This window comes from Marinomonas pollencensis (genome assembly GCF_003387375.1).
Lineage (GTDB): Bacteria > Pseudomonadota > Gammaproteobacteria > Pseudomonadales > Marinomonadaceae > Marinomonas > Marinomonas pollencensis.
In genome coordinates, this window is record NZ_QUNG01000014.1 from 42,638 (window position 1) to 68,336 (window position 25,699).

General features: G+C 45.1%; 22 protein-coding genes. 18 read left to right on the forward strand and 4 right to left on the reverse strand.

The window, feature by feature from the left end; translation table 11 throughout:
• Positions 1-15: 15 nt before the first annotated feature.
• The 7 genes from trmD (at position 16) to DFP81_RS15655 (ending at position 6,888) form a co-directional block, all read left to right on the forward strand.
• Complete coding sequence (gene trmD / locus DFP81_RS15625) at positions 16-768, forward strand: tRNA (guanosine(37)-N1)-methyltransferase TrmD (RefSeq protein ID WP_115898828.1); 753 nt, start codon at positions 16-18, stop codon at positions 766-768.
• Positions 769-836: 68 nt separating this feature from the next.
• A complete protein-coding gene (gene rplS / locus DFP81_RS15630) occupies positions 837-1,199 on the forward strand; it encodes a 50S ribosomal protein L19 (protein WP_115898829.1) in 363 nt (120 codons plus the stop codon).
• Between the two features lie 104 nt (positions 1,200-1,303).
• Positions 1,304-2,023, forward strand: coding sequence for a thioredoxin fold domain-containing protein (locus DFP81_RS15635; protein WP_115898830.1), 720 nt, complete (start codon positions 1,304-1,306; stop codon positions 2,021-2,023).
• A gap of 146 nt (positions 2,024-2,169) precedes the next feature.
• Positions 2,170-3,471: a homoserine dehydrogenase gene (locus tag DFP81_RS15640; protein WP_115898831.1), complete on the forward strand. Its 1,302-nt coding sequence runs from the start codon at positions 2,170-2,172 to the stop codon at positions 3,469-3,471.
• A gap of 12 nt (positions 3,472-3,483) precedes the next feature.
• Entirely contained in the window at positions 3,484-4,869 is a 1,386-nt protein-coding gene (gene thrC, locus DFP81_RS15645) for a threonine synthase (protein WP_115898832.1), read from the forward strand.
• An 88-nt stretch (positions 4,870-4,957) separates the two neighbouring features.
• Complete coding sequence (locus tag DFP81_RS15650; protein WP_115898833.1) at positions 4,958-5,683, forward strand: 16S rRNA (uracil(1498)-N(3))-methyltransferase; 726 nt, start codon at positions 4,958-4,960, stop codon at positions 5,681-5,683.
• Between the two features lie 92 nt (positions 5,684-5,775).
• Positions 5,776-6,888: a GGDEF domain-containing protein gene (locus tag DFP81_RS15655; protein ID WP_115898834.1), complete on the forward strand. Its 1,113-nt coding sequence runs from the start codon at positions 5,776-5,778 to the stop codon at positions 6,886-6,888.
• Between the two features lie 54 nt (positions 6,889-6,942).
• On the opposite strand, the gene DFP81_RS15660 is transcribed toward DFP81_RS15655, so the two are convergent.
• Together DFP81_RS15660 and DFP81_RS15665 are read right to left on the reverse strand one after the other, a co-directional pair.
• Positions 6,943-8,175, reverse strand: a complete 1,233-nt coding sequence (locus DFP81_RS15660) for a sugar MFS transporter (RefSeq protein WP_115898858.1) — start codon at positions 8,173-8,175, stop codon at positions 6,943-6,945.
• A 267-nt stretch (positions 8,176-8,442) separates the two neighbouring features.
• Positions 8,443-10,827 (reverse strand): methyl-accepting chemotaxis protein, encoded by a 2,385-nt coding sequence (locus DFP81_RS15665; RefSeq protein WP_115898835.1) that lies wholly within the window; start codon positions 10,825-10,827, stop codon positions 8,443-8,445.
• Between the two features lie 184 nt (positions 10,828-11,011).
• On the opposite strand from DFP81_RS15665, the gene recJ reads away from it, so the two are divergent.
• The 7 genes from recJ (at position 11,012) to DFP81_RS15700 (ending at position 19,387) form a co-directional block, all read left to right on the forward strand.
• Positions 11,012-12,736 (forward strand): single-stranded-DNA-specific exonuclease RecJ, encoded by a 1,725-nt coding sequence (gene recJ / locus DFP81_RS15670; protein ID WP_115898836.1) that lies wholly within the window; start codon positions 11,012-11,014, stop codon positions 12,734-12,736.
• A gap of 116 nt (positions 12,737-12,852) precedes the next feature.
• Positions 12,853-13,695 (forward strand): bifunctional methylenetetrahydrofolate dehydrogenase/methenyltetrahydrofolate cyclohydrolase FolD, encoded by an 843-nt coding sequence (gene folD, locus DFP81_RS15675; RefSeq protein WP_115898837.1) that lies wholly within the window; start codon positions 12,853-12,855, stop codon positions 13,693-13,695.
• 190 nt (positions 13,696-13,885) lie between these two features.
• A complete protein-coding gene (locus DFP81_RS15680) occupies positions 13,886-14,476 on the forward strand; it encodes a UPF0149 family protein (protein WP_115898838.1) in 591 nt (196 codons plus the stop codon).
• 84 nt (positions 14,477-14,560) lie between these two features.
• A complete protein-coding gene (locus tag DFP81_RS15685) occupies positions 14,561-15,874 on the forward strand; it encodes an aminopeptidase P N-terminal domain-containing protein (RefSeq protein WP_115898839.1) in 1,314 nt (437 codons plus the stop codon).
• A gap of 35 nt (positions 15,875-15,909) precedes the next feature.
• The gene (locus tag DFP81_RS15690) at positions 15,910-17,115 is read left to right on the forward strand and encodes a UbiH/UbiF/VisC/COQ6 family ubiquinone biosynthesis hydroxylase (RefSeq protein WP_115898840.1); all 1,206 of its coding nucleotides are present in this window, start codon (positions 15,910-15,912) and stop codon (positions 17,113-17,115) included.
• A 125-nt stretch (positions 17,116-17,240) separates the two neighbouring features.
• Complete coding sequence (locus tag DFP81_RS15695) at positions 17,241-18,068, forward strand: HDOD domain-containing protein (RefSeq protein WP_115898841.1); 828 nt, start codon at positions 17,241-17,243, stop codon at positions 18,066-18,068.
• A 122-nt stretch (positions 18,069-18,190) separates the two neighbouring features.
• The gene (locus DFP81_RS15700; RefSeq protein WP_115898859.1) at positions 18,191-19,387 is read left to right on the forward strand and encodes a class I SAM-dependent rRNA methyltransferase; all 1,197 of its coding nucleotides are present in this window, start codon (positions 18,191-18,193) and stop codon (positions 19,385-19,387) included.
• Positions 19,388-19,545: 158 nt separating this feature from the next.
• Here the strand turns inward: DFP81_RS15700 and DFP81_RS15705 are convergent, their stop codons facing one another.
• On the reverse strand, positions 19,546-20,202 hold the full coding sequence (locus DFP81_RS15705; RefSeq protein WP_115898860.1) for a histidinol-phosphatase: 657 nt from the start codon (positions 20,200-20,202) through the stop codon (positions 19,546-19,548).
• A 135-nt stretch (positions 20,203-20,337) separates the two neighbouring features.
• Between DFP81_RS15705 and DFP81_RS15710 the strand changes: the two genes are divergently transcribed.
• From DFP81_RS15710 to lgt, 3 genes are read left to right on the forward strand one after another with little or no spacing between them, the layout of a single operon-like run.
• On the forward strand, positions 20,338-20,841 hold the full coding sequence (locus tag DFP81_RS15710; RefSeq protein WP_115898842.1) for an RNA pyrophosphohydrolase: 504 nt from the start codon (positions 20,338-20,340) through the stop codon (positions 20,839-20,841).
• 30 nt (positions 20,842-20,871) lie between these two features.
• Entirely contained in the window at positions 20,872-23,160 is a 2,289-nt protein-coding gene (gene ptsP / locus DFP81_RS15715; RefSeq protein ID WP_115898843.1) for a phosphoenolpyruvate--protein phosphotransferase, read from the forward strand.
• A 29-nt stretch (positions 23,161-23,189) separates the two neighbouring features.
• Positions 23,190-23,987 (forward strand): prolipoprotein diacylglyceryl transferase, encoded by a 798-nt coding sequence (gene lgt / locus DFP81_RS15720; RefSeq protein ID WP_115898844.1) that lies wholly within the window; start codon positions 23,190-23,192, stop codon positions 23,985-23,987.
• A 79-nt stretch (positions 23,988-24,066) separates the two neighbouring features.
• Here the strand turns inward: lgt and DFP81_RS15725 are convergent, their stop codons facing one another.
• Positions 24,067-24,918 carry a thymidylate synthase gene (locus DFP81_RS15725; RefSeq protein WP_115898845.1) on the reverse strand — a complete coding sequence of 284 codons (852 nt, stop codon included), beginning with the start codon at positions 24,916-24,918 and terminating at the stop codon, positions 24,067-24,069.
• A gap of 163 nt (positions 24,919-25,081) precedes the next feature.
• On the opposite strand from DFP81_RS15725, the gene folA reads away from it, so the two are divergent.
• On the forward strand, positions 25,082-25,591 hold the full coding sequence (gene folA / locus DFP81_RS15730; RefSeq protein WP_115898846.1) for a type 3 dihydrofolate reductase: 510 nt from the start codon (positions 25,082-25,084) through the stop codon (positions 25,589-25,591).
• Positions 25,592-25,699 lie beyond the last annotated feature (108 nt).

Genomic DNA, 25,699 nt, shown 5'->3' on the forward strand with positions numbered 1-25,699 from the left:
AGCTGGAGTCATAATGTGAAGGTCAGTGTTATATCGCTTTTTCCGGAGATGTTTCAAGCCATTACCCAATACGGTGTAACGGGCAGAGCCATTAAGTCTGGGTTGGTATCGATGGATTTTATTAATCCGCGAGATTTTACTCATGACAGACATAAAACAGTAGATGACCGACCTTATGGTGGTGGTCCTGGGATGCTGATGAAAGTTCAGCCTCTCAAAGATGCGATTACAAGCGCCAAGTTATTGGTGCCTAACGCAAAAGTTATTTATCTATCCCCTCAAGGGCGTACGCTGACGCAAGAAGGCGTGCAACAACTTGCTAAACAAGCAGAATTTATTCTGGTAGCAGGTCGTTATGAAGGCGTTGATGAACGTTTGATTCAATCTGAGATTGATGAGGAATGGTCAATTGGCGACTTTGTTCTAAGTGGTGGTGAGTTGCCGGCTATGGTGCTAATGGATGCTGTACTTCGTATGGTTCCAGGGGTGCTAGGAAAGCAGGCTTCGGCAGATGAGGATTCATTTGCTGATGGTTTGTTGGATTGCCCGCACTACACAAGACCAGAAGTGTTAGATGGTGAATCTGTCCCTTCGGTTTTACTTAGTGGCAACCATGAGGAGATTAGACGCTGGCGATTAAAGCAAAAGCTCGGAAGAACTTTTCAGCGCCGGCCAGACCTTCTGCAAGACCTTGAGTTGGACAAGGAACAGCAGTTGTTGTTAGAAGAGTTTATTCGCGAAACTGAAGATTCAACCTCGGCAGAGTAGGAATTGCGAGCTTGCTAAAGAGAAGAACCTTCGCTTGGCAAGAAACCATATCATTAGGAGTCACATCCATGAGTAATAAAACTAAACTGATTCAGCAGCTTGAAGCTGAACAGATGACAAAAGAAGTCCCAGCCTTCGGTCCTGGTGACACTGTTGTCGTTCAAGTTAAAGTTAAAGAAGGTTCACGCGAGCGTCTACAGGCCTATGAAGGTGTTGTAATTGCTAAGCGTAACCGCGGTCTTAACTCAGCATTTACCGTTCGTAAAATCTCTAGCGGTATCGGTGTTGAGCGTGCTTTCCAAACATACAGCCCAATTGTTGATAGCATCGAAGTTAAACGTCGCGGTGACGTGCGTCAGGCTAAGATCTACTACCTACGCGAGCGTTCTGGTAAATCTGCACGTATTAAAGAGAAATTGGCTAAACGTTAATTTTTCTGTGTTTAAAAAAGGCGACGTAAGTCGCCTTTTTTTATGGAACTTCCCCCTGTGGTTGTGGCCTAATATTGTTTACTCCTATTTGCTTGAGGTATTCAATGAAGCGCTTCCTTCCGCTGTTTTCACGCTACGCAATAATTAGCACCCTTCCTGTATTATTTTCTTCTCTCGCCTTCGCTGGTAAAGCCGAAGTAGAAACGGCGATTCAACAAGCTCTTCCCCAGTACAGTATTGAAAATGTGCAATTGCATTCAGGTTCTGGCCTATACACTGTTACGTTAAAAGATGGCCCTGCATTGCATGTTACCGCGGACGGAAAATATTTCACCACGGGTGATATTTATCACATAAAAGGGGCCGCAGTAGAAAATGAAACCCAAAAAGCCAAGCTGGCCGCAATCGAAGCTTTGCCTGCTTCTGATATGATTGTCTTTAAAGCCCCCAATGAAAAAACGCACATTACCGTGTTTACCGATGTGGACTGTGCTTACTGCCGCATGCTGCACAAAGAAGTGCCTAAGCTAAATGAAATGGGTATTACGGTGCGCTATTTGGCCTATCCTCGTGCTGGCCTAGGTTCTGATGGTTACAAAAAAATGGTGAGTATCTGGTGTTCTGATGACCCTAAAGCTTGGCTAACCAAGGCGAAAGGTGGTGAAAACGTGCCAGAAAACACCTGTGTGAATCCTGTTGCAGATGACTATAACTTAGGAAATTCGATTGGCGTGCGTGGGACTCCTAGTATTGTTTTGCAAGATGGTCAGCTGATTCCTGGTTACTTACCTGCTGATTCCTTGGCAAAAGAGCTAGGGTTATAGGTCTATAGCAAAATATTCCACTAAACATGAGCCTTGTTCAGCGTATTCTACGTTGGGTTTAATTCACTCTAACGCTATAATGGCAAGGCTTAGATGTTGGAAACGAACATCGTATAAAAATTAAATTATCTCTGTGGGGTATTGTTTTGAAACCGGTAAAAGTCGGAATTTGTGGGCTGGGAACGGTAGGTTCTGGCAGTTTTAATATTCTGCGCAAGAACGCAGAAGAAATTACACGACGTGTCGGTCGTTCAATCGTCATTGAACAGGTGGGTGCACGTCGTGATAACGATGCATGCGACACCACCGGAGTGAACATGACCCGCGACATTTTTGATGTCGTGAATAATCCAGAGATTGATATTGTTCTTGAGCTTATTGGTGGCACATCCGTTGCTAAAGAGCTTGTGCTAACCGCCATCAAAAATGGCAAACATGTGGTTACTGCTAACAAAGCACTGATTGCCGAACACGGCAATGAGATATTCGCAAGAGCACAAGAAAAAGGCGTTATTGTTGCCTTTGAGGCCGCTGTTGCTGGCGGCATTCCTATTATCAAATCTCTTCGTGAAGGTTTGTCTGCTAACCGCATCGATTGGTTGGCGGGTATCATTAATGGTACCGGTAATTTTATCTTGACCGAGATGAGCGAAAAGGGCCGTGACTTCGATGATGTTTTAAAAGAAGCTCAGGCATTAGGGTACGCTGAAGCGGATCCTACTTTTGATGTGGAAGGTATTGATGCTGCTCATAAGCTTACTATTTTAGCCTCGATTGCGTTTGGTATTCCGCTGCAATTCGAAAAAACCTACACCGAGGGCATCAGTCGCATTACTTCTGAAGACGTCGCTTTTGCCAGTGATTTAGGTTACGCCATTAAGCACCTTGGCATCGCCAATCGAACTAAGAACGGTATTGAGCTACGCGTGCACCCAACCTTGATCTCCAACAAGCAACTATTAGCGAATGTTAATGGTGTGATGAACGCGGTTATGGTGAAAGGGGACGCTGTGGGTCCTACCTTGACCTACGGTGCCGGTGCAGGTGCGATGCCAACGGGTTCATCTGTGGTGGCTGATGTGATTGATGTTGCTCGTACTTTGACTTCAGATCCGAACAATAGAGTGCCACATTTGGCATTCCAAGAAGACGCATTGTCAGATGTTAATGTTTTGCCGATTGAAGAAATTGAGTGCGGTTTCTTTCTGAATATGACGATTCAAGATCGTGCCGGCGTATTGGCGAATATTACTCAAATTTTATCTAAAAATGGCATTAGTATTGAGTCCTTGATTCAGCGTGAGCGTGAAGGCAGCGATCTTGTGCCGCTGGTTGTCATGACCCATGACGTGAAAGAACGTGCTATGAATGCGGCCATTGCCGAGATTGAAGCCTTGCCAGATGTTGCGGGTACTGTTCAGCGTATTCGTGTTGAAACATTGGCTTAAGGAGGAATGACAATGAAATATATTTCTACTCGTGGCAAAGCGCCAGCCTTGTCTTTTGGTGATGTGCTATTGGCTGGCTTGGCAAGTGATGGTGGCTTATATGTGCCAGAAACCTTGCCTCATTATAGCGAACAAGAAATTGCTTCTTGGGCGAGTCTAAGTTACCAAGAGCTTGCCTTTAAAGTAATGTGGCCTTTTGTGGAAGGTGATATTCCTGCGGATGCGTTTAAGAAGATGATTGATGAGGCTTATTCAAGCTTTAATCATGCGTCTGTTGCGCCTATGGTACAAGTAGGTAATAACGAATGGATTCTTGAGCTGTTTCGCGGACCAACGTTGGCTTTCAAAGATTTTGCCTTACAGTTATTAGGCCGTTTGATGGACTATGTGTTGGCTGAGCGTAAAGAGAAACTGGTTATCTTGGGGGCGACTTCTGGTGATACTGGCTCTGCTGCGATCGAAGGTTGCCGTCACTCTGAGCACTTAGACATCTTTATTTTACATCCTTTTGAGCGTGTTTCTGAAGTGCAGCGCCGTCAGATGACAACGGTCATCGATGACAATGTATTCAATATTGCCGTGAAAGGTAATTTTGATGATTGCCAAGGTATGGTGAAATCCAGCTTTGCTGATCAATCTTTCTTGAAAGGCGCTAAACTTGGTGCGGTAAACTCGATTAACTGGGCGCGCATCATGGCTCAAGTCGTTTACTACTTTTCTTCTGCTTTGTCTGTTGGTGCGCCGCATCGTAAGGTGTCTTTCTCTGTACCAACGGGGAACTTCGGGGATATTTTCGCAGGCTACCTTGCTAAGAAAATGGGCTTGCCGGTTGATCAACTGGTGGTGGCTACCAACCAGAATGACATCTTGCACCGAGTCATCGCGGAAAATGACATGAGCCGCCAGTCTTTGAATGTGACCTTGTCGCCGAGTATGGACATCATGGTGTCCAGTAACTTTGAGCGTTTATTGTTTGATGCTCATGGTCGTGATGGGGTGGCGATTGATGACTTAATGGCACGCTTTAATCAAGGCGATGTGTCTTTAAATGATTCAGCTTGGTCGTTTGTTAAAGACAACTTTGATAGCTACAAAGTGGATGACAAGAAAACCTGTGAAGTGATTGCCGATGTATTTGCATCCACTCAGTACCTTCTTGACCCTCATACGGCGATTGGTCTGGAAGCTGCGCGTCAGTGCTGGAACGACAAGTCTGTGCCAATGATTACCTTGGCGACAGCGCATCCGGTGAAATTCCCTGAAGCAGTCGAGAAAGCTGGCTGTCAGTCACCTAGCTTGCCAGAGCATATGAAAGACCTTTTCGAGCGTGAAGAGTCTTATAGTGTGCTGGACAATAGTTTGGATGATGTTCAATCTTTTGTGGCTGAGCGCATCTAAACCGACCAGCCCTGATTGAAAATATCTAAAGCCGGCGCTCTGTGAGTGCCGGCTTTTCTTCTTTTACCTTTCCTGCCAGTTATTATCTATGAACTTATTGTTACTCGATCCTAAAAATAGTGTGAATGATGGCGGCTACGCGTTGACCGAGCGTCAGCAGCAACACGTCTCAAAAGTAATTAAAGCCGTGACAGGGGATGTGTTGCGTGTAGGCTTGCTGAATGGCGGTATTGGTGAAGGGGTTTATCAAGCGGCAGATGACAAGCAGCCGGCGTATATTCATTCATTAGCCTTATCTGCAAAACCACCTGCACCATTACCAATGGTATTGGTAATGGCTTTACCTCGGCCTAATATGCTCAAACGTACTTTGCAGAATATCAGTGCTATGGGAGTGAAAGAGATTTATCTCATTCACTCGGCAAAAGTGGAAAAAAGCTACTGGCAGAGTCCTGTACTGCAGCAGGATTCCATCCAACAATCTTTGCTGGAAGGTTTAGAGCAAGCTAAGGATACTGTGATGCCAGTGTGTCATATGATTCCGCGTTTTCGCCCTTTTGTGGAAGATCAGTTGCCGGCTATCCTTGCTGGTAAAAGGGGCTTGCTTGCTCATCCATATAAAGCCCAGGTGTGCCCGGTTGCGATTGAAGAGCCTTGTGTCTTAGCTTTAGGGCCAGAAGGTGGATGGAATGAATTTGAAGTGACTAAGTGGTTAGCAGCAGGGATGGAGTCTGTGCATCTAGGAGAGCGTATTTTAAGAGTAGAAACTGTGGTGCCTGTCTTGTTGTCGAGGCTTTATCCTGCTGGTTGTTAATCGCCCTCAATCTCTGTTAATTTGTCTTGATAGGCTGCCATAGGGAAACTCTAAGCGCCTTAGGATATCGCTAGCAAATCAAGGAGAAAGGAATGGGCGAATTAGCTCGTGGTTGCCTGCCTGAGAGCCAACACGTTAATAAAAATTGGATACAAAGGTGTGTCTACCATATTTTTTATTTGGGGTTGTCCGGCGAGGTATTTTCTGAGCAGATTCGCCGTATCTTGATCGTTAATCTCTTTTCTATTGTTGGTATTGTATTTACCTTGCCTCTCGGTATAGCTGCATTATACCGTTCCAATATCGGGCTTGCGCTGGCCCTTCTGTGCTTTGCATTTATTTTTTGTGCCAACCAGCTCTACCTAAGGCGAACTAGGAATTATAGGGTGTGTGGCAACATTGTTATCTACCCTCTGTACTGTCTTATGTTGTATCTGGTCTTTACCGGCGGCGTGAGCGGCACAGGTTATGTGTGGATATTTTGTGTTCCTGCGGTGTCGTTATTTATTCAGGGGATTAAGCGCGGAATAATCGAGATGATCATTTTCACCTTACTGCTGATCGTCATTTTGTACTTTTTCTCGAACATCTATGGCATGGCGTTTCATTACGATGCAGATTTAAGGTTTCGCGTACTGGCGTCTTTTATCGTGGTATTTTTCTTATCGACTATTTATGAGTATTCCATGAGACGCTTTAATGAAGCGTTACGTCACTCCTCAAGATTGTTGCAAGAGCAAGCTGAAACAGACCCGCTAACACAGTTGTTAAATAGACGAGGGATGCAACAGAGGCTAGAGGATGCTGAAGCGGGGGCATTGCATCTGGTGTTAATTGATGTCGATTATTTTAAAAATATAAATGACCAATATGGTCATGATTGTGGTGATTTTATTCTTCGGACATTGGCTGATTTGATAGCAAAAGAGCTTCCCGAAGGGGGCTGGTTATCTCGCTGGGGAGGGGAAGAGTTTTTGTTAGCGCTGAGAGAAACGGACTCCAGTCAAGCGATAGAGATAGCAGAGAAGATACGTCAAGCCATAGAAAACTATGATTTTCATTATGACCAACAAGACATTCATATTACCGCTAGTTTTGGCATAGTGCCCTTAGGCACTGAAAACCCTTTGAATATTGCCTTGAAAGTGGCGGATAGGTTGTTGTATCAAGCGAAAGACGCGGGTAGGAATAATATTTGTGTGTGAGTGGTTACCTTGAAGCGCCCTCCTTGAAAAGGTTCAAGGAGGGCGTTTGGGTATTTAGCGAGTGCGGATTTTTGAACCTATTGCACCATAGTAAGCTATATATAGGTAGCAGATAACTGGCATGATAAAAGAAATCTGAAGGCCAATTGAGTCCGCTAAGGCGCCTTGGATGACAGGCAAAATGGCGCCACCAACAATGGCCAAACAGAGTAATCCTGACCCACGGCTGGTTTGTGTGCCTAAGCCTTTAAGCGCTAAGCTAAAAATAGTTGGGAACATGACGGAATTAAAGAAACCAACCAGCAGAATGGACCACATGGCAATTTGCCCATCATTAACAATCGTACTGGCAATCAACACTATCGCTAATAAGGCGTTTGCTGTCAGCAACTTTCTGGCGGACATGCGCTGCATTAAGGCGGCACCAATAAAGCGTCCGACCATAGCGCCGCCCCAATAATAAGCCACATAATGAGCAGCATCGGCTTCTACGAGACCCGCAATATTGTGTAGTCCTAAAAAGTTAACCAACAAACTACCAATGGATACTTCAGCACCCACGTACATAAAGATCGCAACGCTGCCTAACATCAAGTGGCGATATTGAAAAATACTCTTATCAGAAGTTTGAGGGCTTTCTGTTTCAATATTGGCAGGGGTAGGTAAACGAATTCGAGTAAAGGTGATGGCCAAAATAACCAGCGCAGTTGCTAAACCAATATAAGGAAGAATAACGCTTTCCGCTTCTTGTGCTTTGGTTAAATATTGCCCCGCGGCGGTAAACACTAAAGCGCCTCCAATAAGAGGGGCAAGCGTTGTGCCTAAAGAGTTAAATGCCTGTGACAAAGTTAACCGGCTCGACGCTGTTTGAGATGGCCCCATAATGGTGACGAGTGGGTTGGCGGCGACTTGTAATATGGTGATGCCGCTAGCTAAAACAAACAGTGCGGCTAAGAAAATACTATAGAGTTGGGCTTTTGCGGCCGCGATAAATAATAGACAGCCAGCCGCAGCAATCATCAGGCCGATGCCAATGCCGCGCTGAAAGCCAACTCTTTTTACTAGATTTCCCGCAGGAACTGAGACAATGAAATAGGCGCCAAAAAAGCAAAACTGAATCATCATGGCTTGGGTATAGGAAAGATCAAAAACACCCTTAAGGTGAGGAATCAGTATGTCATTAAGAGAGGTAATGAAGCCCCACATAAAAAATAAAGATGTGAGGGAAATGAATGCAAAGCGTTGATTTAGTTGAGGCTTTTCAGCCATCGTTGCTGCGTTGTCCATAATTTTTCCGATCAGTTTAGGTGAAGATGGTTCGTTTTTTTTATGTTTAGAAGAATGATCCAAATCAAAAAAGCACGGCATCATATCACCATCAGATCGGTTAGGTATGTGCAGAAGGGTAACGGACAGCTAGTGTCCTAATATATTCCTAAATAGGCTTTGTTCTGTAAGAAAATATTACCTACTCATGGGTTATGTAACATACTCTACTACCCGTTAAGGTAGTGGAGTAGTTTGTTGGGCGGGTTGTTTCTTGGTTTCGTGCTGCTATGTTGCTTGGTCATCAGCGTGGCGATTCAGGTCACGGCGTTCAGTAGACCTATGTTCATCACTCACTTTAAATTGTTCGATCTTAACAATAATGCCGTCTGCTAGTTTGATCACGTCATGACCTACTAAGGTGGAGTGTTCTGTTTGTTGGTTAATGGCAACAAAGCTTTGCTTCATTTCATCGTAATGGGCAGTCACGTCAAGGAAGTTGTTTTGTTGGCTTTCAATAGCATGTGAGATCTGTTCCACCTTGCCTGAGATAATCTCCATAGCTGCTTTTACCTGGGTTAATGAATTGGTCGCTGCGCCGGTGTTTTTGGAAGATTGCTCGGCATTGGATTTGCTTATTTCCATCTGTTTAACCACCGCTAGGGTGCCAGTTTGAATCGCCTCAACCATGTTGGCTACTTCATCGGTCGATTGTCTGGTTTTAGAAGCGAGCGAGCGAACTTCGTCAGCGACTACCGCAAAGCCGCGTCCCATTTCACCTGCTCGAGCGGCTTCAATGGCGGCATTTAATGCCAGTAAGTTAGTTTGCTCTGAGATGCCATTGATGACATCAATAATACCCGCAATTCTGTCGGTATCGTCTTTGAGTTTAGAGATGGCATCAACCGCAAGACTAATATCGTTCGACAACTCGTCCATAGTGTGGGCAACATGGTTGACCACCTGACTGCTGGAGTGAACGGTTTGGTTACCTTCTGTTGTTGCCTTGCTGATTTGTTCCAGCTCGGCCTTGACTCGTAGGGTAGATTCATTGGTATCCGACAAACAGGCATTTACTTGTTCCGCTTGGCTTTTCTGTTGCTCAGTGGCGAGAGATAGCTGTCCATTTACGTCAGCCATATCCTCTGAAATAGGTTTAAGGCGGATAACAGAAGCCAGTACCGAAGAGAAGGTTTTGTCGATATGGGCGATGAATGTATTAATGCCTTGGGCTAAGTCTGCCAGTTCATCTTTATCTTTGGTTGGCAGGCGTTGGGTTAAATCGCCTTCACCCATAGCAATGTTATGCATCATATGACCCATGGCTTTGATAGGGCGCACAATGATATTTGCGACTAACAGGCCTAGCAATGCACCGACAATAAGCGCTATCAGCGAGACACTACTCAGCATTTTGTAAATCGTCGATTGTAATTGAGTTACCGAGCTTAGCGCTTCTGCTTTACTAATTTCGCTAATGATTACCCACTGCATGCCGTGAATGTTTAAAGGCTTGTATGCGATGAGTGATGGCACGCCAAGGTAATTATTGGCATGCACAAAGCCTGTTTTACCTGCTATCGCTTCTTGTATGCCTTCCCCGTCGACGGTTAATAGGTTCATTGTGGTATTACGCTGAGCGATTGCGTTCAATGTGTCATTAGGAAGGTTTAACTGGCCGGCTTTCTCAAGGAAGGCGGCTTTGTTTTCCACTAATAGGCGATCATTGCTGCGCATCAAATTATCACTGCCAACAAGGTAGGTTTGTCCGGTTTCCCCTAAGCCACTGTTTTGCCAATTTTGCTGGTGTGACATGACGGAATTAATTCTGTCGATCGGCATTTGAAAAATTAACACGGCAATGGTTTTTCCATTATCCACTACAGGCGTAGAAATAAAGGAGGCAGCGGCGTTGTAAGAGGGGATGTAAGGCGCGAAATCAGTAAGATACGTTGTGTCTTTAGGGGCATGAGCCGCTGCTTTGAAAGCCTGTCCTAAACCACTGTCTTTATAAGGGCCTGAAATTAATGACGTTGCAAAGTCCAACTCTTTAAACACGCTATAGATAACATGGCCGTTGTTGGCGTCTACTAGAAACACATCATAGAAGCCAAAGCGTTGTTGAAATTCATGGAACATCGGATGAAATTCTTGATGAACTGTATCGTATGCGGTCTTGTTGTTAGCGCTTGTTAAGTGATCTTTTTCACCTAATGGGGCTGGGTTGTTGCTGATGTAATCCTCTTGCATGGCTTTGGCAATTGGGCTTAAGGAGGTTAATAGGTTTTCTGGTTGACTGGATTGGCCCCCATTAAGGGTGCGGAAGTTGTTATCAAATTGCTGTTCATAGTAATGCTTGAGCTTTTTATCATCCGCTGGATTGGTGTCGGTTGGGAAGCTGGCAAACGCTTTTGAGAACGCATGAGCTGCGGCTAATGTGCTGTTGTTATGGGCTAGGCTGGATATTTGGCGATCAATAAACGAAAAGTACGTTTCGATGGATTCGGCGGTGAGGTCACGGGATAACACGAGCTGTTTTTCAGCATTGTGTTGCAGCGCTTCTGTGCCTTTATTAAGCGCGTTATGACTAACTATTAGCCCAACAATGATAGTAGGAACAACTGCTAGTAAAGTCCCCATGAGAACCAAACGCATCTTTATTGATAGAGCCATTTTTCATCCTAAAAATTGATTCAATCTAAACACTTAAAAAATATATACAGTGATTGAGTGTTTAGTAAAGGAAATGCCAAAAAAATCGTAATTATTAGATCATTGGAAATGAAAAACAGGTAAAGGATTTATGTTAGTCTTCTGTGATTATTTGTTAATGAATCTTGTCCTTTAGAGAATTTTTATGCGTATAGAACGTCGTTCGACCTCAACCACTGATGAGCATTTTGCTGCGGACATGCCACTGAGTTTGCGACGTATATTTTTAGCCCGAGGTGTGTCTTCTAACCAAGCGTTGGATTATCGTTTGCCGCTACTATTAAGGCCAGAACCCTTATTCGGATTGACGGATGCCGCGCGTATTCTGGCTGATGCTATTGTGGCTCAGCAAAAAATTCTCATCGTCGGCGATTTTGATGCTGATGGCGCGACCAGTACCAGTTTGGGGATATTAGCGTTAGAGGCGATGGGAGCGATTGCACCTGATTACTTAGTTCCTAACCGTTTTGAGTTTGGTTATGGCCTTACGCCTGAAATAGTGGAAGTCGCACAACAGAAATCGCCAGCGGTCTTGGTTACTGTCGACAATGGCATTGCCAGTATCGACGGCGTCTTAGCGGCAAAGTCTTATGGTATGAAAGTGGTAGTAACAGACCATCACTTGCCAGGCGATGAATTACCGGAAGCGGATGCCATTGTGAATCCGAATCACCCTAAGTGTGGGTTTGAGAGCAAAAACCTCGCAGGGGTTGGTGTTATTTTTTATGTGATGAGTGCGCTAAGAGCAGAACTAAAGCGCCGCAATTGGTTTGAAGAGCAGCATATACCAGAGCCAAAAATGGCGGACTATTTGGACTTGGTAGCGCTCGGTACCGTGGCAGATGTGGTGTCGCTAGACACCAATAACAGGATTCTTGTACAGCAGGGAATTAAACGCATACAAGCAGGATTAGCGCGACCAGGTATTTTAGCCTTGTTGGAAATTGGCCGCCGTGATTACTCACGCTTAAAAGCGTCAGATCTAGGTTTCGTTGTGGGGCCAAGGTTGAACGCGGCAGGGCGATTGGATGACATGTCGATTGGTATTGAGTGCTTACTCACCGTTCATCCGCATCAAGCGAAACAATATGCACAGCAGCTAGATCAGTTTAACCGTGAACGTAAAGCGATTGAGTCTGATATGAAAGATCAGGCCGAAGAAGCCCTGTTGGATATATTAGATGAAGACCAAGAGATGCCTTATGGTATGTGTTTTTATGACCCTGATTGGCATCAAGGGGTTATTGGTATTTTAGCTTCACGCATGAAAGAAAAATGCCACCGCCCGGTGATCGCGTTTGCACGAGTGGGTGAAGATGAGCTTAAAGGCTCGGCGCGTTCCATTCCTGGGGTGCATATTCGTGACGCTTTAGATTTATTGGCCAAACGCTACCCACAATTATTAAGCAAATTTGGTGGCCATGCTATGGCGGCTGGCATGAGCATAAAGGAATCCCATTATGAGGCGTTTCGCTTAGCGTTTGATGCCATCATTAGTGAGTGGGTCACAGCCGAGCAGTTAGAGGCAACCATATGGACCGATGGTCCGTTAGCGGCAGAAGACTTTAGCTTAAGTTTTGCTGAGCAAGTGCGCTTATCTGGACCATGGGGCCAGTCTTTTCCAGAGCCCTGCTTTGATGGTGTATTTGACGTTTTACAGCAAAGGTTAGTGGGGGAGAAGCACCTAAAGTTGATGGTGCGTGAGCCTGAAAGTGGACTCTTGCTGGATGCTATTTGTTTTTTTGTTGATCTAGATGCCTGGCCTAATGAAGCCTGTACGAAAATTCGTTTGGTGTATAAGTTGGATGTGAACGAATTTAGAGGACAAAAAAACTTACAGTTGCTGGTGGATTATTTGACACCGGCCTAGTGTTAATCGGCGCTTTATCGTGAATAAAAATGTTCCGAAGGCGCCTATCTTTTCTTAACTTAGGTTACAATAACCTTCCCTCAATCCACTACATTATTTAATGCAGGAGTCCATCCATGACTGCACAGGTTCTTGACGGCAAGCTTTGCGCCAAAGAAACCGAAACCCGCCTTCAAGCTCAAGTCGCTGAGTTAAAACAGCGCACTGGCGGAACTCCCATTCTAGCAACTATTCTAGTGGGCGCTGATCCAGCGTCTGCCACTTATGTGAAAATGAAAGGCAATGCCTGTCGTCGCGTTGGTATGGACTCTATGGCCATTGAACTGCCAGATACCACGACCACAGAGGAATTGTTAAACACCATTAATGGGTTGAACGAAAACCCTGACGTACACGGTATCTTGCTGCAGCACCCGGTTCCAGCGCAGATCGATGAGCGCCTGTGTTTTGATGCTATTGAAGCACGCAAAGACGTTGATGGTGTTACTTGTCTTGGTTTTGGTCGTATGGCTATGCAAGAGCCTGCGTACGGCGCAGCAACGCCAGCCGGTATCATGCGTCTTCTAGAGGCATACGATGTTAATTTAGAAGGTAAGCATGTTGTCGTTGTTGGTCGCAGCCCTATTTTGGGCAAACCAATGGCTATGATGATGCTAAATGCGAATGCGACCGTGACCATTTGCCACTCTCGTACGCAAAACCTACCAGATTTGATCAAGCAGGCTGATGTTATCGTTGGCGCTGTTGGTAAGCCTGAGTTTATTAAAGCTGAATGGATCAAAGACGGCGCTGTGGTCGTGGATGCTGGTTACCATCCAGGTGGTGTGGGTGATATTGAATTAGCACCATTGGTTGATCGTGTCGCGGCTTACACTCCTGTGCCTGGCGGCGTAGGACCAATGACAATCAACACGTTAATTTTGCAAACGCTTGAATCAGGTTTAAAACAACTAGGTTAGTCGCGCCAGCATTGAAAGTGTCATGACACTGCCCCATATACTGGTAGTAGATAATCAATTTGTGTCATTAAGCTGACAACCATGATGATAGAAGCCGTGCCGACAGGTGCGGCTTTTTGCTTTACACCCTATTGTGGCTGTATTGCTTCCCAAATATTTAGATAACACAACAGAAATAGGTAGATGGCCCATGTCCACAGAAATGTTAAAAGATGCGCTTGATTTTGATTTGATCGCGGATGTTTTTGTCTCCGAATCCATCAGTGCGTCGCCTGCTGAATTACATGGCCAGCTATGCGGCTATTTGGCTTCAGGGGTGACCTTACCTCTGGAAGATTGGCTGGCTATGGTGGTGGAGTTTTGTGATATTGAAGGTTGGAAAGAAGACGCCAGTCGAGCGGCTATTGTTGAGCTATACACTTCCACTTTAACCTTATTGCAAAACGGTGAATACGCCTTAGTGCCCTGTATTTCCGATGATGATGCTGAGTTGTGCGAACGAGGCGTGACCTTATCTCAATGGGCACATGGCTTCTTGGCAGGTTATGGTTTGTCTGGGCAGAAAAAAGATTTATCCGATGAAACAAAACAAGTGTTGCGTGACTTCGCTAACATTTCTGGTATGCAAGCTGAAATGAGAGCGCTTGAAGACAACAATGACAATGAAACCGATTTAACCGAATTGGTGGAATATGTACGTTTGTCCGCCATGATGTTGTATTCAGAACACTATGAAGTAAACCCTAACGCAGACCACAGCAAGCAATCATCTTTGCATTAACTGTCGCAATAACAAGGCGTTTTTGTCCCCTTTTCGTCACGCCTGCTGTGTGATGGTGACCCCTTAATATAAGAGAGAGTGAGCATGAAAATCGAAAGTCAAACTTACCAAGCTCGACGCGAGCGTTTGATCAAATCTTTGCCTGCTAACACGGTGGCCGTGATTCGTACCGGCGACCTTTGCACGCGCAATAATGATTGTGAGTATGAGTTCCGACCGAATAGCCACTTCTTTTATTTAACCGGCTTCCCGGAGCCAAGTGCGTACGCCTTGATCAATAGTCAGGGAGAGACGCTGTTAGTGACCTTACCAAAAGACCCTGAAAAAGAGCAGTGGGAAGGTTTTCGCTATGGTGTAGATGGTGCGATTAACGTTTTCGGAGTAGCCGACGCGGCGCCTTTAGAGGAGCTGGATAAGCAGGCATTAGCATTGCTTGATGGTGCCCAGCATGTGGCGTTTTCTTTTGCTGATGAGACATTGCGCACGCAAGTCTTAGCATGGCGAGATGCGCTTGCCGCACGGGCGCGAGCGGGTGCTGTAGCCCCAACACAGCTGGTTGATCTAGCTCCTGTTATAGCAGAGATGCGGTTACGTAAAGACGATCAAGAAATTGCTTTACTGGAAAAGGCGGCACAAATCAGTGTCGCTGCTCACAAACAAGCCATGTTAACCGTGCGCCCAGGTATGAAAGAGTATGAGCTGGAAGCCGAATTAAATTATGTGTTTATGAAGTCTGGAGCGCGTCAGCCAGCGTATAACAATATTGTGGCATCAGGTCGTAATGCGTGTGTTTTACATTACATTAAAAATGATGAAACCATCGATGATGGCGACCTAGTGTTAATTGATGCTGGTGCAGAATTTGGTTGTTACGCAGGCGATATTACCCGCACCTTTCCAGCCAATGGAAAGTTTTCAGCGCCACAAGCCGCTTTATATCAAGTGGTATTAGATGCCCATACAGCAGGGTTACAAGAGTTGGTGGTAGGGGCGCCTTACGAAGCTTGCCACAACAAGGCAGTAAGAGTGCTGACCCAAGGGTTGGTCGCTTTGGGACTGTTGCACGGAGAGCTAGATTCACTGATTGAAAGCAAGGCATATCGAGATTTTTACATGCACAATACAGGGCATTGGTTGGGGCTAGATGTGCATGATTGCGGTGCCTACCGCATCGCGGGAGAATCACGCCCACTTGAGGCTGGTATGGTGCTAACCATAGAGCCAGGCCTGTATATATCTGCTGATAATGACTCGGTGGATGCTCAATGGCGAGGAATAGGCATTCGCATTGAGGATGATGTCTTAATTCGTGAGGATGGCCCATATATATTGACGCATGGCCTGCCACGAGAGATTGCAGAGATCGAAGCCTTTATGGCACAGGGTCGTTCAATTTAACCGCACAAGCAATGCTTGTGTCTGAGGATGAGTAAATGGCAAAGCAATACGATTTGATTATAGTTGGTGCTGGCATGGTAGGCTCTTTAGCGGCTTTATTGTTGGCAAGTGAATCATTAAAAATTGCCTTGGTGGATAAGCATAGCGGTGAATTTTCATTGTCAGTCCCCCCTAGCTATGATGCCCGTGTTAGTGCCATTTCTTGTCAATCCAAAGCCTTGCTCGCGTCAACAGGCGCTTGGCAGACCATCCCGCAATCGCGTTTAGCGGCTTACAATAATATGGTGGTTTGGGATGGATTAGGGGAAGGCTACATTGACTTCAATGCCCGTAAAGCCCAGTTACCAGAGTTAGGGCATTTGGTTGAAAACGCGGTGTTATGTCAGAGCCTAATGGCACAGGTAAAGCAGTCAAAAAATATCGATTTGTACCTAGGTGATGAACTAGAAAGTCATCAGCTTAGTGAATCCGGTGTCAGTGCATCCTTGTTATCTGGTCGACTTTTAGAGGCGCAAGCAATAGTGGCTGCCGATGGCGCTTTGTCCAAGCTGCGCAAGGAGAACGCTTTTGATACCGTTGAGTGGGATTATGGACATCATGCAATAGTGGCCACCATTGAGCTTGATCAGACTCATGATAATACGGCGTGGCAAAGCTTTGGTGAGGAAGGGATCTTGGCGTTTTTACCTTTGCCAAGCGTGGATGACCGTCACTTTGTATCCATTGTTTGGTCTGTGCCACCAGATGAAGCAGAGAGTTTGATGGCATTGGCTGATCAAGAATTTTGCAAACGACTGGGATATGCCATGAGTCAGCGCTTTACTGTACTCAATATTACCACGGGACGGCAATCTATCCCTCTTCGTCAGCGTCATGCAAAACACTATGTGAAAGCAGGCATTGCTTTGATTGGTGACGCCGCTCATACGATTCACCCGTTGGCGGGACAAGGTGCGAATTTAGGCTTTGCTGATGTCAAAGCTTTAGTGGACGTTTTGGCAAAAGCCCATCGTCGAGGGGAGCATTTAGGGCAAAGTAAAGTATTGCGTCGTTATCAGCGTGCTCGTATGTTGGATAATATTGCGATGGCAGCAGGGATGGAAGGGTTTAAGCGTTTATTTGGAACGCAGCAGCCGTTATTAGTTCAGTTGCGTAATCAAGGCATGGCGCATTTCCATCAAGGTACAAAGTTAAAAGAAAAGCTCGTAGCACGAGCGGCAGGACTTTCCTCTTTTAGCTAAAGAGGATGACATATTAGGGAAGATGACCAGAGCGTGCTAACAGTAGAGTGCGAACAATTTGCAATTGTCCCCATCTGTTTTATGCTCAGACTATAGATTATTGATAGGGTTTAAGGCCGCGACATATGCAAATACAAGATTTGTTAAAACAAACGGATAAGCTCCCTAATGTACCGGATGTGGTAAGAGAATTAATTGTTCTATTGGACGATCCTCATGCTAATTACTCCGATATTTCTAAAAAAGTAGCCCATGACCAGACTATGTCACTAAAAGTCTTGCGAGTGGTAAACTCAGCGTACTTTGGGTTGTCTCGTAAAGTCTATTCGATCGATGAAGCGACGGTTATTTTGGGCATTAATAAGCTCAAAACACTGGTCATTGCTTCTGGTTTTGCGAATTCAGTGAAAAGTGTTGAAGGCATTGAGTTAAAGAGTTTCTGGCGAGATTCATTTCGCGTTGCCATGCTTGCGCAATGGCTGGGTAGACGTACCGAATTGGTTGACCCAGAAGAAGCATTTACGGCTGGGATAGTGCATAACATTGGTCGATTACTGCTGCACTTGACCGCGCCCAAAACGGCGTTAGAGATACAAGCCCGAATCAAAGACAGTTTTGTTAGCCGCACCAAAGCAGAATTAGATAGCCTTAGCTTTACCACACAAGATGCGAGCAAAGCCTTGATGGATTTATGGAAGTTTCCTCCAGCATTAGGTGAAGCGGTTCGCATGCATAAACGTCCATTTAGCGAGCAAGACCCACAACCTCTGGCTTGTGTGCTGAATTTGGCTTGTTATCTAAATGCTTGTATACGCAGTGAGCGTGATGAAGAGCTGGTGGTGGATGGTTTCCCTAAAACCGTTGCCAAAGCGGCGGGCTTGCCTGAGCAAATTATTTATCAGTTGGATGAAGCCTTATTAGTGGGCGACGATTTGGATATCTTGTTGTCTTAAAACGCAGGTTAGGCTTTAGCGAGTGTCATGCTGGCGAAGATAGACAACTCAATAACTTAATTCGTAGCAATTGAGTGTATAGCATTTATAATAGGCTTTTTTAAAATCACTGGGTGAAGAAATTGAGCGTTATTCGACTAAAAGGTCAAGCTGATCGCCGTCTGCGAGCGGGTCATCAATGGATCTACAGCAACGAAGTAGATACAAATAAGACACCATTAAAGCAATTCACCCCAGGCGATCAGGTTGTTGTTGAAACCGCGCAAGGTAAGCCGCTTGGTGTTGCCATGGTCAATCCTAGCACCCTGATTTGTGGGCGTTTAATCAGCCGTAGCACTGATACAGTGATGAACAAATCAACCCTAGTTCATCGTCTTAAAATTGCCTTGTCATTACGTGAAATAGCCTATAAAGGCCCTTATTATCGCCTTGTTTTTGGTGATTCTGATGGCTTGTCTGGTTTAGTTGTAGACCGTTTTGCGGACATTCTTGTGGTACAAATTTCCACCGCAGGTATGGAGCGTATAAAAGGTGAAATCATTGAAGCGCTGCAAGATGTGATTAAGCCAACGGCTATCTTGATGAAAAACGATGGCAAAATGCGTCAAATCGAAGGCCTAGACAGTTATGTCGAAGAAGCCTTTGGTACGGTTCCTGAGTTGGTGTATTTGCAAGAAAATGATGTGCTTTTCCAAGCGCCTGTTTGGGATGGACAAAAGACGGGTTGGTTCTATGACCACCGTGAAAACCGCAAAACCATGCAAAACTACTGTGACGGTAAGCGTGTGCTTGATGTCTTCTCTTATGTTGGTGGTTGGGGCGTGCAAGCCGCTGCGGCGGGGGCCACTGATGTAACCTTTATTGATGCATCAGAAAGTGCCTTAAGTCACGTGGACGCTAACCTGAAATTAAACCAATACGAAGGTGGCTCCGAGCTAATGCACGGCGATGCTTTTGAAGCGATGCAGTCTTTGATTGAAGAGAAACAGCGGTTTGATGTAGTGGTTATGGATCCGCCAGCCTTTATTGCACGTCGTAAAGACATCAAAGCAGGGGAAGGTGCTTACCATCGAGCTAACCAATTAGCGATGCGCTTGGTGGCGAAAGGCGGGATTCTTGTCTCGGGCTCTTGCTCTATGCATTTAGAAACCAGCCGTTTGCATGACATAGTGCGCAGTAACAGTCGTCAATTAGAGCGTTTTTCTCAATTGATTTATCGTGGTACGCAAGCACCCGATCATCCGGTTCATCCGGCGATTGAAGAAACAGAATACTTAAAAGCGCTGTTTTACCGCATCCATAACAACATGGGTCTGTAATTCCAGCCAAAAAAAGCCTGATTTGAGATCAGGCTTTTTTTTCTCTGTGCTGCAGATTCACTTCTACCATTTGTATTGATTCCAGCCAGGTCTTCCTTTTGATTATCGGTTAGCCTCTTATCCTGCCTCCATGTCTTGGCAAGCTATTTGTGCCTTTTCTACTCTCTCAGAGAAATGTGTGGCCAGCCGCGTTCTTTAGCGATGTCAGTTAAGGTCGGGTCGGCATCGACAGCAACAGGGTGAGTCACCAGTTCTAAAAGAGGCAAATCATTGCGCGAGTCGCTGTAGAAGTAACTGCCTTCCATTGAGTGTCCTGTCTCGGCTAACCAGTCATTTAACCGTGTTACCTTGCCTTCTTGAAAGCTTGGCACGCCGACAATTTTGCCTGTGTAACGATCGTTAATTACTTCAGGAACAGGGGCAATAATGTGATCCATTCCCATGGCTTCAGCAATAGGGCCGGTAACAAATTGATTGGTGGCCGTGATCATTAGTAGGAAATGGCCTTGATCTTTGTGATGCTTAAGTAATGCCGTGGCTTTGCTTTGCATCATAGGGGCAACTTTTTCCTTCATAAACGCCTGATGCAGCGAGCTAAGCTCGGCGTTATCAAATTGCGCAAGAGGCGCCAAACTAAACGCTAAGTATTCATGGATATCCAAAGTGCCGGATTGGTATTGCTGGAAAAAACGGTCGTTAGCTTCTGCATAAGCTTGTGTATCAACTAGGCCTTTTTCAACTAAAAACTGTCCCCAAGTGTAGTCACTGTCACCGTTCAGTAAGGTGCCATCTAAATCAAATATTGCGAGCGTCACAATCAATCCTTAGTTCTTTTAATGTATACAAAGTATAACGATGGGGGCGATAAATAACACCCGTCTTAATTGTGCAATAAGGCGAATTGTGGAACAATGAATTCAATTTATTCTTAAGTTAAAAGGTGATAGCTCGTGATTGATGCAGACGGATATAGACCGAATGTGGGCATCATATTGATGAACGAGCGTGGCCAACTTCTTTGGGCGAGGCGTGTAGGACAAAATGCATGGCAATTTCCCCAAGGCGGCATTAAGCCTGATGAAACTCCAGAAGAAGCTTTATATCGAGAGTTAAAAGAAGAAGTAGGGCTGGAGCCCCATCAGGTGGAAATCGTGGGGAAAACCCGAGGCTGGTTACGTTACCGACTTCCCAAACGCATGTTAAGACATAATAGTAAGCCTTTGTGTATTGGACAAAAACAGAAGTGGTTTTTGTTGTCTATTCGTTGTACAGATGCTTGTGTGAGTGTCGATGGCACAGACTGTCCGGAATTTGATGGCTGGCGATGGGTGAGCTATTGGTACCCATTAGGTCAAGTTGTGGCGTTTAAAAAGGACGTTTATCGTCGTGCATTAAAAGAATTGATTCCTAATGCACATCGAAAATTAGAAAAGTTAATGAAAGTAAATCACTAAATTAACCGTATTTAAGGTGCAAGGAGAACGATGCTAAGTTTGCTCAGACGTATTACCCAAGAAGTAACAGCCGCGCAGTCTTTGCCGACGGCGCTGGACATTATTGTTCGGCGTGTACGCAGAGCAATGCGGGCGGAAGTCTGTTCTATATACTTAGTTGATCCAAACACGAGTGAATATATTTTAATGGCAACACGGGGCTTAAATGCTGGTGTTGCTGGAAGTGCCAGTTTAAAAGCTGACGAAGGTTTAGTGAGCTTGGTTGGGCGTCGAGCTGAACCGGTAAATCTAGAAGATGCCCATAGCCATCCAGCGTTTCACTATTTAAGTGGTACAGGTGAGGAACGTTATCGTTCCTTTCTAGGTGTGCCTATTATTCATCACCGCCAAGTTTTGGGGGTGTTGGTGGTACAGCATGAGGATAAGCGGCGCTTTGATGAAGGTGAAGAAGCTTTTCTGATTACTTTGTCTGCGCAGCTGGCTGGGGTTATTGCTCACGCTGAAGCGACTGGCGCCATGACCAGCCTGAGTGCTAATGCGCCAGCAATAGGCGCTGATTTTCGTTATAAAGGGGTCTCGGGCAGCTCTGGGGTTGCTATTGGGCGTGGGGTAATCGTCTATCCACCTGCAGATCTTGATGTCATTCCTGATCGAGCGATTACTGACTTTGAGTCTGAAATAAAAGAGTTTTATCAGGCGTTAGAAGCGGTGCGTCAAGATATTCGTCGCGCTAGCAGTCGTCTTAGTCAGCACCTTTCTAGTGACGAAAAAGCACTCTTTGATGTCTACCTTAAAATTCTAAATGATAATTCCTTAGCGGTAGAGGTCGAGAAAAAAATCAAAAAAGGCAATTGGGCACAAGGCGCAATTCGTCAGGTAACGCAAGCTCATGTGGCTCAGTTTAATCGTATGGATGACCCTTATTTACGTGAAAGGGCCTCAGATATACGTGATTTAGGACGTCGTATTCTCTCCCATTTACAAGAAAAAGCCCCTAATTTAGCAGAGCGCTTTACTGAGCCTGGCATTATCATCGGTGAAGAGCTGACTGCTTCTATGTTAGGTGAGATTCCGATCGATAAAATTAAAGGCTTGGTATCGGTAATGGGGTCTAGTAACTCGCATGTGGCTATTCTTGCTCGCGCCATGGGTATTCCTACGGTTATGGGGGCGTTGGACTTGCCCTATGCACAATTAGACAAAGTAGAAATGATTGTCGATGGTTATCTAGGCCATGTTTTTACCTACCCGTCTGAGAATTTAACGCAAATATATACACAGATTGTTGATGAAGAGCGTCAATTAGAAGAAGAATATGAAACGCTAAGAGATTTACCGTGTGAGACAACAGATGGCCATCGATTAGCGCTATTTGTGAATACGGGTTTAACAGCAGACATAGCTCGCTCCTTAGACCGTGGAGCAGAGGGTATTGGTTTATACCGTACTGAAGTGCCCTTTATGGTACGAGACCGCTTTCCAACAGAAGCAGAGCAAGAGCATATTTATCGTCAGCAGTTAGAAGGCTTTGCGCCTGCTCCAGTAACCGTTAGAACACTGGATATAGGGGGGGATAAAGCGCTACCTTATTTTCCAATTAGCGAAGAAAATCCTTTTCTTGGTTGGCGTGGTATTCGTGTCACACTGGATCACTTGGAAATATTTATGGCGCAAATACGCGCTATGATCAAAGCCAGTGCAGGTTTGCATAACTTAAAAATCATGTTGCCAATGATTTCTAATGTGGCTGAAGTGGAAGATGCGTTAGCCTTGATTCGCCGCGCGTATGCAGAAGTCAAAGAAGAAGGGTACGAGGTTAAAATGCCGCAAGTAGGGGTGATGATAGAGATTCCCGCGGCGGTTTATCAAGTTAAAGAATTAGCTTCATTGGTTGACTTCATGTCAGTCGGCAGTAACGATTTAACACAATATTTGCTGGCAGTGGATCGCAATAATCCACGGGTAGCGGACTTATATAACAGCTTCCACCCTTCCGTTTTACGTGCTTTGTACTCGATTGTAAAGCAAGTGAAAAGCGAAGGGATAAACCTCAGTGTTTGTGGTGAAATGGCAGGTGACCCAATGGGGGCTATTATCCTCATGGCTATGGGTTATGATGTGTTGTCGATGAGCTCGACAAGTTTGCCAAAAGTGAAGGCAGTTATTCGCAATATCTCGATGGAACAAGCGCAAGATATGTTGGAACAAGTGATTCACTTAGCCCATGCCGATGCGGTCACCCAGACAATGACAAGACTGATGCGTGAGGCCAATATCGAGCGTCTCGTTCGTCCTTCCAAAACAACAACCATAAATTAACATCCGCTGTAGAGGTTTTTCTTCCCCTTATGATTGCTTATCCAACGATAGACCCTGTCGCCATTTCGATAGGGCCGCTTGCTGTACACTGGTACGGCATTATGTATTTAATCGGCTTTGCGGGCGCTTATTTTCTCGGTAACTATCGGGCTAAACAGTCGAACGGTATGTGGACCAAAGATATGGTCAGTGACATGATCTTTTATGGTGCGTTAGGAGTCATATTAGGAGGTCGTGTAGGCTATATTCTATTTTACCAATTTCCTGTATTTGTCGAAGATCCATTGGTGATCTTTAGGATTTGGGATGGCGGAATGTCATTTCATGGTGGTCTATTAGGTGTGATTGCCGCGATGGCAATATTTGCCCGTCGTTACAATAAGCATGTAATTGATGTGACTGACTTTGCTGCGCCATTTGTTCCTATTGGTTTAGGGGCTGGGCGTATTGGTAATTTTATTAATGGTGAATTGTGGGGTAAGCCAACAGATGTTCCTTGGGCGATGGTTTTCCCTAAAGATGTATTGCAATTAGCGCGTCATCCTTCGCAGTTATACCAGTTTGCATTAGAGGGCGTCGCTCTGTTTTGCATTTTGTGGTTCTTTTCGAAAAAGAGTAAGCCCCGTTATTGCGTGTCAGGACTTTTCTTATTGTGTTATGGCGTATTTCGGATTCTTTCTGAATTTGTCCGTGAGCCAGATCCGCAAATTGGTTATTTAGCTTTTGGTTGGTTAACTCAAGGGCAGCTGCTATCTCTGCCTATGGTGATTATTGGGCTAATGCTCATGGTGTTTGGTTTTAAGATGAAGAAATTCCCACAGTCATAAATAATATTGCCTATCACCCTGTGACAAGAACATTAAAAAAGCCAGTTCAAGTTGAACTGGCTTTTTTCGTTTTGCTGGATTAGACAGAAAAAGGGTAAGCAATCGGTTCGTGGAACTCGTATCCCTCAACGCTGAAATCATCCATAGTCACCCAGGTCTCAATGTCTTTTAGCGATTTGATATCAGGGTTGATTTTAAGGCTTGGTAAGGCATACGGCTCGCGTTTTAATTGCACGTCGCGCATCAACTCAAGTTGGTCTTCGTAAATGTGAGCATTGACGATTTTATGGAAAGCTTGGCCCGCTTTATGACCAGTAATTTGAGCGACAATCGCAAGCAAAACATAGACTTGAACCATGTTAAAGTTCAGTCCTAGCGGTACATCACAACTGCGTTGCGTGCTGTTTAAATAAAGCGTGTCGCCTAACAAAGAGAAGTGATGGCTGTACATGCAAGGGCGAAGGCAAGCCATATGAAAAGCGCCAGGGTGATAAAAAGTAAGGATTTCCCCGCGGTTATCCACACCCTTACTTAAATCATCGATGATTTGCTTAAGTAAATCTATGTGTCCGCCATCTGGTTTGGGAAAAGCACGGCCAATAGCGCCGTAACATAATCCCATGTCATCCTCGCCTTTACGGTGGGGATTATTTAACCACGCCGGATTGTTGTTGGCGTTGGCGTCCCATGTTTTGGTACCCAGAGCACGAAAGTCAGCGGCATTATCATAGCCTCTTAAATAACCAAGAATCTCAGCAATAGCGGATTTCCAGTAGCTTTTTCGTGTCGTGACGAGAGGGAACTCCCCCTTGCTTACATCGTAAGTGAGATCCGCATTAATCACAGTTAAGCAGCGCTTTCCAGTACGTTCGTTTTCTACCCATACGCCTTCATCAACGATGCGTTGGCAAAGATCTAAATATTGTTTCATGATGAGAGCCTTGTGTTTTTGTCTGGCAGCGACTGAAATCTTTTTTAGAAATGCATTCTAGTCAGCCATGAGTATAATAGTTTTCATCGATTATATCAGAACCCCCTCGCTAAGGTGCCGCATTTAGGGTAACTCTCAAGGGGTCTTACACAAGGTTTATTCTATGTTGTCTTTAATTGTTGCCATGTCTGCCAACCGAGTCATCGGAATCAATAACTCACTGCCTTGGCATCTCCCTAATGACCTTAAATACTTCAAGCAAGCAACGATGGGAAAGCCGATCGTTATGGGTCGTAAAACCTTTGAGTCTATCGGTAAGCCGCTACCTGGTCGCCGCAATATAGTGATCACGCGAGACAGTGATTATCAGGCAGATGGTATTGATGTGGTCACCTCACTAGAAGCCGCGATTTCGTTAGGAGAGGATATCTGCTTAGTCAATGGTCAGGAAGAAGTCATGGTGATTGGTGGGGCACAAATCTATCAATTGGCATTAGAAAAAGCTGACCGTTTGTATGTGACTCATGTGGATGCCGAAATTGATGGTGACGCCTATTTCCCAGAAGTGGATTGGCCTTCTTTTACTTTGGTGGCGGAGCAAGCGTTTGCTGCAGAGGGGCCGAATCCTTATGACTACCGATTCTCAATTTATCAGAGAACTAGCGCAGAATAATAGAAGAATTAGATAGCACTAATTGTGATAATAATAGGGTAAATAATAACCCGTATTGTGTTGAACTCTTGAGAGTCTTATATTTACCGCACTGATACGTATTTGAAG

Excerpts from the sequence above, each read along its gene's own strand:
- rplS (WP_115898829.1), top strand. The coding sequence starts at position 837 with ATGAGTAATAAAACTAAACTGATTCAGCAGCTTGAAGCTGAACAGATG.
- DFP81_RS15635 (WP_115898830.1), top strand. The coding sequence starts at position 1,304 with ATGAAGCGCTTCCTTCCGCTGTTTTCACGCTACGCAATAATTAGCACC.
- thrC (WP_115898832.1), top strand. The coding sequence starts at position 3,484 with ATGAAATATATTTCTACTCGTGGCAAAGCGCCAGCCTTGTCTTTTGGT.
- DFP81_RS15650 (WP_115898833.1), top strand. The coding sequence starts at position 4,958 with ATGAACTTATTGTTACTCGATCCTAAAAATAGTGTGAATGATGGCGGC.
- DFP81_RS15655 (WP_115898834.1), top strand. The coding sequence starts at position 5,776 with ATGGGCGAATTAGCTCGTGGTTGCCTGCCTGAGAGCCAACACGTTAAT.
- DFP81_RS15660 (WP_115898858.1), bottom strand. The coding sequence starts at position 8,175 with ATGGACAACGCAGCAACGATGGCTGAAAAGCCTCAACTAAATCAACGC.
- DFP81_RS15665 (WP_115898835.1), bottom strand. The coding sequence starts at position 10,827 with ATGGCTCTATCAATAAAGATGCGTTTGGTTCTCATGGGGACTTTACTA.
- recJ (WP_115898836.1), top strand. The coding sequence starts at position 11,012 with ATGCGTATAGAACGTCGTTCGACCTCAACCACTGATGAGCATTTTGCT.
- folD (WP_115898837.1), top strand. The coding sequence starts at position 12,853 with ATGACTGCACAGGTTCTTGACGGCAAGCTTTGCGCCAAAGAAACCGAA.
- DFP81_RS15680 (WP_115898838.1), top strand. The coding sequence starts at position 13,886 with ATGTCCACAGAAATGTTAAAAGATGCGCTTGATTTTGATTTGATCGCG.
- DFP81_RS15685 (WP_115898839.1), top strand. The coding sequence starts at position 14,561 with ATGAAAATCGAAAGTCAAACTTACCAAGCTCGACGCGAGCGTTTGATC.
- DFP81_RS15690 (WP_115898840.1), top strand. The coding sequence starts at position 15,910 with ATGGCAAAGCAATACGATTTGATTATAGTTGGTGCTGGCATGGTAGGC.
- DFP81_RS15695 (WP_115898841.1), top strand. The coding sequence starts at position 17,241 with ATGCAAATACAAGATTTGTTAAAACAAACGGATAAGCTCCCTAATGTA.
- ptsP (WP_115898843.1), top strand. The coding sequence starts at position 20,872 with ATGCTAAGTTTGCTCAGACGTATTACCCAAGAAGTAACAGCCGCGCAG.
- lgt (WP_115898844.1), top strand. The coding sequence starts at position 23,190 with ATGATTGCTTATCCAACGATAGACCCTGTCGCCATTTCGATAGGGCCG.
- DFP81_RS15725 (WP_115898845.1), bottom strand. The coding sequence starts at position 24,918 with ATGAAACAATATTTAGATCTTTGCCAACGCATCGTTGATGAAGGCGTA.
- folA (WP_115898846.1), top strand. The coding sequence starts at position 25,082 with ATGTTGTCTTTAATTGTTGCCATGTCTGCCAACCGAGTCATCGGAATC.